The organism is Parafrankia sp. BMG5.11 (genome assembly GCF_004337455.1).
In genome coordinates, this window is the sequence record NZ_SJXI01000217.1 from 1 (window position 1) to 2,203 (window position 2,203).

The following is a 2,203-nucleotide window of genomic DNA, read 5'->3' on the forward strand; positions in this document are numbered from 1 at the left end:
GCCACACAAGACACGCTCTAAGGCCCGTGGTGGTGAGCAGTTGCGGAAAAGGCGCCTTCAGGCGTCAGGTGGGAACCGGGAAGGCGAGCGGAAGCGAACCATTGGTGACAGGTCGAAACAGTATCGATGGCATCGAAAGCAGGGTCCAGTTGTTGCCCTGCGATAAGTCTGGCGGATACCTGCTTACTGGCCAGATGGTGCCCGGCCAAAAGATGGCGCGAGCCCGGTTCAGGCTCCAGTGTGAAACGTGGGAGATCCTCGCCCCGACACTCTCGGTCGTGGTTGGCGACCGGGGAGAGGGAGGGCCTCAAACAGCGGAATCTGTGAGAGGTAGAGTACCGTTGCGGGGCAGGAAGTCGGACCATCCCGTAATAGTGTTGAAGCCTGGTAACGCGGGTGGAGTGAAGGGGATGGGTTGCTCGGGGCCGCTGCTTCGTCAACCGGATTTGTCCGGGAGGAGCTGAGTGGGTGGGCCGAGCGGTCAGGGGAAACCGTTTAATATTTCCAAACTGCTTGTGTGGGAAGCCTGGAAGCGGGTGAGAGCCAACGGCGGTGCGGCAGGGATCGACGGGGTGACGGTCGAGCAGTTCGAGGCTGTTCTCAAGGACAACCTCTATGTTCTGTGGAACCGGATGTCGTCGGGGTCTTACTTTCCCTCCGCGGTCAAGGCTGTGGAGATCCCAAAATCAGGAGGCGGGGTGCGGGTTCTCGGTATTCCTACTGTCGCGGACCGGGTCGCGCAGACGGCGGCAGCCATGGTGTTGGAGCCGATCGTGGAGCCTATTTTCCACGACGACTCGTATGGTTACCGTCCGAGGCGGTCGGCGTGGGACGCGGTGGCGGTGTGCCGGAAGCGCTGCTGGCGGAGCAACTGGGTGGTTGATTTCGATATCCGGAGCTTCTTCGACAGCGTTCCGCATGACCGGATTCTGGCAGCCGTGGCGCACCATACCGACCTGAAGTGGCTCCTGCTATATGTGCAACGGTGGCTGGTTGCCCCGTCGTGCGGGCAGGACGGGTCGGTGATGAACCGGAGTCGGGGCGTTCCCCAGGGGGCCTCGATATCGCCGGTGTTGGCGAATCTCTTCCTGCATTATGCCTTCGACGCTTGGATGGCACGGGAGTTCCCGGCCGTCCCGTTTGAAAGGTACTGCGACGACAGCGTGGCGCACTGCGAGACCTTCGAAGAGGCAACACGGGTGCGTGACGCGGTCGCTGCGCGGCTGGCGGAGTTCGGGATGGAGCTACACCCGGACAAGACCCGCATCGTGTACTGCAAGGACACCGACCGGCGTGGCGATCATGAGGTCACGTCGTTTACGTTCCTCGGGTACACGTTTCGGCCACGGCTGTCCCGCAATCGGTGGGGGAAGCACTTCGTGAACTTCACCCCCGCGGTCAGCAGGGAAGCAGTCAGGCGGATGAGCCGGGAGATACGTTCCTGGCACTTCCCGCGGCGCAGCGACAAGTCGCTTCAGGATCTGGCACGCATGTTCAACCGCATCGTGCAGGGTTGGATCAACTACTTCGGACGCTTCTACAAGTCCATGTTGTATCCGCTCCTACAGCAGCTGAATACGAAGCTGGTGCAGTGGGCCACACGGAAATACAAACGGTTGAAACGCCGGGAACGTCGGGCGCGGCTCTGGCTACGGCGGATCGCGCGCCAGGAACCAGCACTGTTCGCGCACTGGCGGTTCGGCGCCTACCCCTGACGGCTGAGCAATGGGAGCCGGATGAGTCGAGAGGTTCATGTCCGGTTCTGCGAGCGGCGGCGGGTGAGATTCCCGCCGCCGACTCTCCTGGTCGTGCACTGCGTGAGGGAAAGACAGGCCCGCGCGGTGCTCGCCGATATCCGGAGGCGTCTGGGCGAGTGCGGCTTGGAACTCAACGAGGCCAAGACCCGGATCGTCTACTGCGCGGACGACGGCCGGAAACAGCCCTGGGACGGGCCGACCGGATACGACTTCCTCGGATACACGTTCCGAGGACGTACGGTCCAGCGGCGTCGCGACGGCCGGCTGTTTGTCAGCTTCACGCCCGCGATCAGTGACCAGAACGCCAAGAAGGCACGTCGAGCGATACGCCGGTGGAGAATCCACGGGCAAACGACCCGGACCCTCGAGGACCTGGCAGCGATGATCAACCCGGTGACCAGGGGCTGGATCAACTACTTCGGGGCGTTCAGGCGCTCCGCGTTGTA

At 62.7% G+C, this 2,203-nt stretch carries 2 protein-coding genes; both read left to right on the forward strand.

What is annotated here, in order from left to right:
* The first annotated feature begins 464 nt into the window (after positions 1 to 464).
* Positions 465 to 1,715 carry a group II intron reverse transcriptase/maturase gene (gene ltrA / locus E0504_RS50110; RefSeq protein ID WP_207974761.1) on the forward strand — a complete coding sequence of 417 codons (1,251 nt, stop codon included), beginning with the start codon at positions 465 to 467 and terminating at the stop codon, positions 1,713 to 1,715.
* Positions 1,716 to 1,880: 165 nt separating this feature from the next.
* Positions 1,881 to 2,203, forward strand: a 323-nt coding sequence (locus E0504_RS50115) for a group II intron maturase-specific domain-containing protein (protein ID WP_306769464.1), incomplete at its 3' end; no start/stop codon positions are given.